At 63.2% G+C, this 4,624-nt stretch carries 7 protein-coding genes; all 7 read right to left on the bottom strand.

The genetic code is table 11. The features are described 5' to 3' along the window. Positions 1 to 197: 197 nt before the first annotated feature. Positions 198 to 950: a hypothetical protein gene (locus tag DBR23_RS13890; protein ID WP_108498647.1), complete on the bottom strand. Its 753-nt coding sequence runs from the start codon at positions 948 to 950 to the stop codon at positions 198 to 200. A gap of 8 nt (positions 951 to 958) precedes the next feature. Beyond that, entirely contained in the window at positions 959 to 1,420 is a 462-nt protein-coding gene (locus tag DBR23_RS13895; RefSeq protein WP_108498648.1) for a hypothetical protein, read from the bottom strand. Between the two features lie 11 nt (positions 1,421 to 1,431). Beyond that, entirely contained in the window at positions 1,432 to 1,926 is a 495-nt protein-coding gene (locus tag DBR23_RS13900; RefSeq protein WP_108498649.1) for a gp436 family protein, read from the bottom strand. A 21-nt stretch (positions 1,927 to 1,947) separates the two neighbouring features. Then, complete coding sequence (locus tag DBR23_RS13905; protein WP_108498650.1) at positions 1,948 to 2,322, bottom strand: capsid cement protein; 375 nt, start codon at positions 2,320 to 2,322, stop codon at positions 1,948 to 1,950. A 42-nt stretch (positions 2,323 to 2,364) separates the two neighbouring features. After that, the gene (locus tag DBR23_RS13910) at positions 2,365 to 2,778 is read right to left on the bottom strand and encodes a hypothetical protein (protein WP_108498651.1); all 414 of its coding nucleotides are present in this window, start codon (positions 2,776 to 2,778) and stop codon (positions 2,365 to 2,367) included. A 99-nt stretch (positions 2,779 to 2,877) separates the two neighbouring features. Then, positions 2,878 to 3,846 (bottom strand): hypothetical protein, encoded by a 969-nt coding sequence (locus tag DBR23_RS13915; protein WP_108498652.1) that lies wholly within the window; start codon positions 3,844 to 3,846, stop codon positions 2,878 to 2,880. Between the two features lie 64 nt (positions 3,847 to 3,910). Then, positions 3,911 to 4,624, bottom strand: a 714-nt coding sequence (locus DBR23_RS29650; protein ID WP_108498653.1) for a hypothetical protein, incomplete at its 5' end; no start/stop codon positions are given.

Genomic DNA, 4,624 nt, shown 5'->3' on the forward strand with positions numbered 1-4,624 from the left:
GCGGCCTGGGACAGCGAGTCCCCCATCTTGGAAGCGCTCTCGCCAGCGCTGTTCAAGGCGCCGCTCGCTTGGTCTTTGCCTTGGATGACAACTTCTACGGGTTGGACCATGGGTGGTGTGGGCTGGGAGCAGAGAGAAAAATGGGCCGCGCGCCGCCTGGTATTGCGGCAGGCGGCCCAGTGCGAGGGCGACGGGTTTTAGACGTGGATCGTGCGCATGTAGCGGCTGATACTCACACCCGTCTTTGTCGGGTCTTGCAACACCTCGCCCTCGATGTCCAGGGCACCAAACCCCTTCTTGATCAGCGACAGTTGCTTGGCCACGCCCTGGCTCACGCGCCACAGATCAAAAATCACTGGCTTGCCCGAGTCGGCCTCATTCAGGCCAGCGAAGCGGAACGTCAGCTCCGGCGCTTTGGTGGTCAGGGCTTCAATCACCACCTGATCGGCATAGCTGTAGCTGTAGGTGATGGCGTCGTTGTCGGTGAGGGCCGCAGCATCGGCACGCACCCAAATGCCTTCTGGCAGCAGGTCGAAGTTGCCAGCCGCCGCAACGGTGGTGGTGCCCTTCTTCAGCACCAGGTCGCTCACATTGATGTGCGGCAATGGAATGAGGCCGCCCAACTTGGCAATGCCAGGCACATTCATGACCGTGCCCGCATCTTCCGGGCTCACGGTACCCAGCACTGCGCGTGCGTAGTTGACGACGTTCAGGTCTGCGATCTTGGCGCTGAACTTCACGCCCGTCACGCGACGAACCTCAGCATGGGTGCCGCCGCCCAGCATGGTCATGTCGTCCTGCTTTTCGACGTTTTCGCTCTGCTCGGTGGCTGCTTCCAAGACGTTGCCAATGGGCGTGAGCGGCGCCGCGCTACCGTAGGGCGCTGCGTAGATCTTGCCCACAAGGGCGCTGGGGGCGTAGGTACGCTTGATGATTTCAGTGGCTGCCATTGGAACTCCTATGGGTTTTGCGGCTTACGGAAAATTGTTTCGACTTCAAAGGCCGACGGGATGTACTGGTGGCCTGCGCGATAGGTCGCGGGCGGGGGTGACACCAGCGTGAGGGGTTGCGTAGCACCTGGCACACCGGCACCCACCAACGCACCTACTACCCGAGCCACCATCGGGCCTGCGTCTTGCCGTGCGGCCTTGCCGCTACGAACTCCGGCAACGTTGCGCACAACCACCACGACGAACCACTTGTGCACTAACCGCCAAGAGATGCGGAGGTCTTCAGCGATGCGATAGCCGCCATAGATGAGGTGCACGGCTGGGGTCTTCTGCGAGCTTTCCTTCACGTCGGCAAGGTCAGCGCTGGTGAGTACGTGCACCGCAGGACTCATACCCTGCACGGCATCAGTCAGCAGCGCGAGCAGGTGCGGCTCCAACGCCAGCCAGTTGTTGGCTTCGGCATCACTCAAGCCCCGAGTGCTCATGCAAAGCCTCGCAAGGTTTCGTCGGTGATGCGGCGCGGGCTGAAGCTGTGGAAGACCTCAGCATCGCCAGGCGCATCGCCCGCCACCAGTGCACCAGGAACGCCACCCCAGGGACATGACAGCACGGACTTGCCTTCGGCAATCTGCATGAGCTCGCGCTCCGCAGCCTTGTAGCGCAGGTACACCTCGTGCTCGGGAGCCAGGTCGCTATAGAGGTAATAGCGCGCCACATCGCACACCACGCGGGTGAGTTGTGGCGGCGCCACCAGTTGCACAGCGCCGAGGTCGCCCGGCACGGGGGCGGGCTTAGCGCACCCCGCCAAGGGCAGCCGGTACACGCGGCCCACAAAGCTGTCGGCAAACGCTTGGGCGTCCTCCAGCGCGCGCTGTGCCGTGGGCGCCTGCACCGCCACGATGACCGGGTCGGTGAGCTGGATCATCTCCGGCTCACCATAGCGGTCGATCATGTCCTGGACAGTGGCGTAGTTCATTGACTGGTGCGCCTCGGCCTATCAGGCGTGTACGTGCTTGTAGAGCTGCACTTCGAACAACTGCCCGGCCTGGGTGGCTGCGCCCAATGCACGGCCGCAATGGTCCGCAGCGGAGCCCGTGATGGCTTTCCCATCGGTGCCCACCTTCACGTACACCCCAAAGGCGATGGCGGCCTCTGCCTCAACCAGTGCGCTGTAGCCCGTGGTCAGGGCGACGGCCTCGCCGATGTCGGCGGCGTTTTCGGTAACGCCCTGGCAATCCTTGGCGCCACCTGCGATGGTGGGATATCCGCCGTCATACGCGGCGAATCGGTTGGCAGCCAATACTGCCGTGGCCACGATGGTCACCGAATGCTGCTTGTCGAACTGGCGGCCAGTGTTGTTTTGCGATGGCATTGTGTTTGGCTCCTGAAGTTAAGGGGGTACGGTGCCCTGCGCTTATTTGCGCGGGGTGGTCTTTGCAGCGGCCTTAGCAGGTGCTGCGGGTGTCTTGGCCGTGGTTGCTGCGGGCGCCGGGGCGGGCGAGGCAGTGGTAGACGCGGCTACCGGGGGGGACGCTGGCGCACTCACCGTTGCGACCGCCGCTGCATCGCTGCCGTCAGCGTTGGTGGAGGCGCGCTCCTGCTGTGCGCGTTCGCGAGCGGCCTGAAACTCGGCACTGGTCGCGGCCGCTGCGCGCGCGTCTGCTTTCGCAAGGGCCACTTTGTCAGCCGGGTTTTCTGCGGCGCCCGACTGCAACAGCTCGCGCTCGTCATGCTTGCTCAGGTCCGGCAGCTCCTGACCGGGCTGAATGACAGTACGCTCGCCACCCACAATCACGGCGGTAGCCACAAGGGCGATCAATTTGCTCATTGGTGAATTCCTCGTCTATGAAAGGCCCGGCGGCGCGGCGACCGCCGGGGTTCTCGCTCACAAAAGTTGGGGCTGAACGACAGCCCCTGCGGCGGCGGGTTATTTCGGGTTGGTGAAAAGGAAGGCAGCGTTGTTGTAGGCCACGCTCGGGCGGCGTTCGTAGGTGGCGCCATAGATCCAGGACTTGGAGCCGTCCTGGGCGTAGTACGGGGTTTCGGCAAATGGGTGGCCTTCGATCACGTTGGTGAAACCGAAGGCCGGCTGCGCCAAGCTGATGTCAGCACTGCCGCTGCCGCCGATGGTGGGCACATAGGCCAGGATGGCGTTGTTGCCCCACACGTCGCGGCCTGTGTCCGTCTCATCGATCCAAACGGCATCGCCAACAACGATCTCATCGACTTTGAGGATGGTCTTGAGCTGCTCATGGGTCGCTGGGCCCATCTGCGAGGACGGCAGATAGGAGCGCACCTCCTTGTTGGTGACCAGGGCGCTTTCAGCGTCTGCGGAGAGCGTGAGCTTGTTGGGTCGCTTCCCGATCTTCTTGCGGATCACATCGCCCGCCGCACGAATGTCAGTTACCGGCGTGCCGGTCTCGGCGCTCCACTTGGTGGCACCCGCCAGCGCCAGGACGTGGCCTGCGGCATAAGTGCCCGGGGTGGTTGCCAGCGAGGCCACGTCGATTTCGTAGTCCAGAGCCAGGATGTCGCTCGCCGTTGCCATGGCGATGCGGCTCACATCGAGGTAATTGCCCACGTTGAGCTTGCGGCTCTCGTCGGCCTCGCGCAGCAATTCTCGGGGCATGGGGACATCCACCGCGTACTGCTCGACCGAATAGGTCTTGCCTTCGTACTTAATGTTGACGCGCTTGGTCGGGCCACCAGGCGCACGACGCAGGTTGTAGCGGCGCAGGCGCTCGTCGCCAAGCTGCGCCAGCGTCACGCTAGACAGGGCCTGTGGCAGGCGCGGGAAGAGCTTTTCAGCGATGTGCGTGCCCTGACCGAGGCCCAGCAGCAGGCCGGTCAGGATGGGGTTTTGCTTGAGCCGGATCTCGGCAAGGGTCATGGACATGGTGGTCTGTTCCTGGTGGCGTGAAGATGTGGTGGATTGGGTGGCGTGGCGCTACTTCGGGCGTTCAGCTCGTGAATGACGTAGTGACGGCGGTCAGCGCCTCGGAGTAGTTCACCTTGTGCTGGCGCATGTAGTCCTGCGCGGCTTTATCGATCTCGGCATCGCTCTTGCCCTTCGCCGCACCGGTTTGCGCAGCGCTCTGGCCACGGCCACCGGCAAACTCGCCAAAGCTCACGACAGGTTTGGCACTGGCGAACAGATCCTGGAACCACTGCGCAGGGCTGACCTTGCGGGTGGTGTCGCCTTCAGCGAATTCCACGGGTTGGGCATCGGCCAGGACCTCCAGCGTGGCCACGACCATGTCCTTGTCTTTTGGCAGCATGCGACCAGCTTCCACCTGGGTTTCGGCGAAGGACACAAACCCCGCCTTGCGGTCTGCTCGGGCCTTTTCTGCGAAAGATGCTGTAGCGGCTTCGGCTGCAGTGGCGCGTTTGGCTTCGGCAACGGCTTTCGCCTCAGCTTCTTCGCGGGCCTTCTTTTCTGCAGCAAGCTGCTCTTGCATTGCTTTGATTTCTGCTTCGGTCATGGATAGAGACTCCTGGGGGGTTGACGGTTCGGCGGATTCGGAGAACGAGACGGCGCCGCCTGCGTCGTCTTCAGAAAACTGGATGTCTTTGAGGCCTGCAATAGCCGGTGGCTGCGCGCCCAGGAACGCCACATGCCGCAAGTACCACTTGCCCGGCGTGGGGTTGTTAGGGGCCTGGGGCGGGTAGAAGGA

It is taken from the genome of Acidovorax sp. HMWF018 (assembly GCF_003061035.1).
Lineage (GTDB): Bacteria > Pseudomonadota > Gammaproteobacteria > Burkholderiales > Burkholderiaceae_C > Acidovorax > Acidovorax delafieldii.

What these genes read in the sequence shown, in the direction of transcription:
- DBR23_RS13890 (WP_108498647.1), bottom strand. Translation starts at nt 950, where the DNA reads ATGGCAGCCACTGAAATCATCAAGCGTACCTACGCCCCCAGCGCCCTT.
- DBR23_RS13900 (WP_108498649.1), bottom strand. Translation starts at nt 1,926, where the DNA reads ATGAACTACGCCACTGTCCAGGACATGATCGACCGCTATGGTGAGCCG.
- DBR23_RS13905 (WP_108498650.1), bottom strand. Translation starts at nt 2,322, where the DNA reads ATGCCATCGCAAAACAACACTGGCCGCCAGTTCGACAAGCAGCATTCG.
- DBR23_RS13910 (WP_108498651.1), bottom strand. Translation starts at nt 2,778, where the DNA reads ATGAGCAAATTGATCGCCCTTGTGGCTACCGCCGTGATTGTGGGTGGC.
- DBR23_RS13915 (WP_108498652.1), bottom strand. Translation starts at nt 3,846, where the DNA reads ATGTCCATGACCCTTGCCGAGATCCGGCTCAAGCAAAACCCCATCCTG.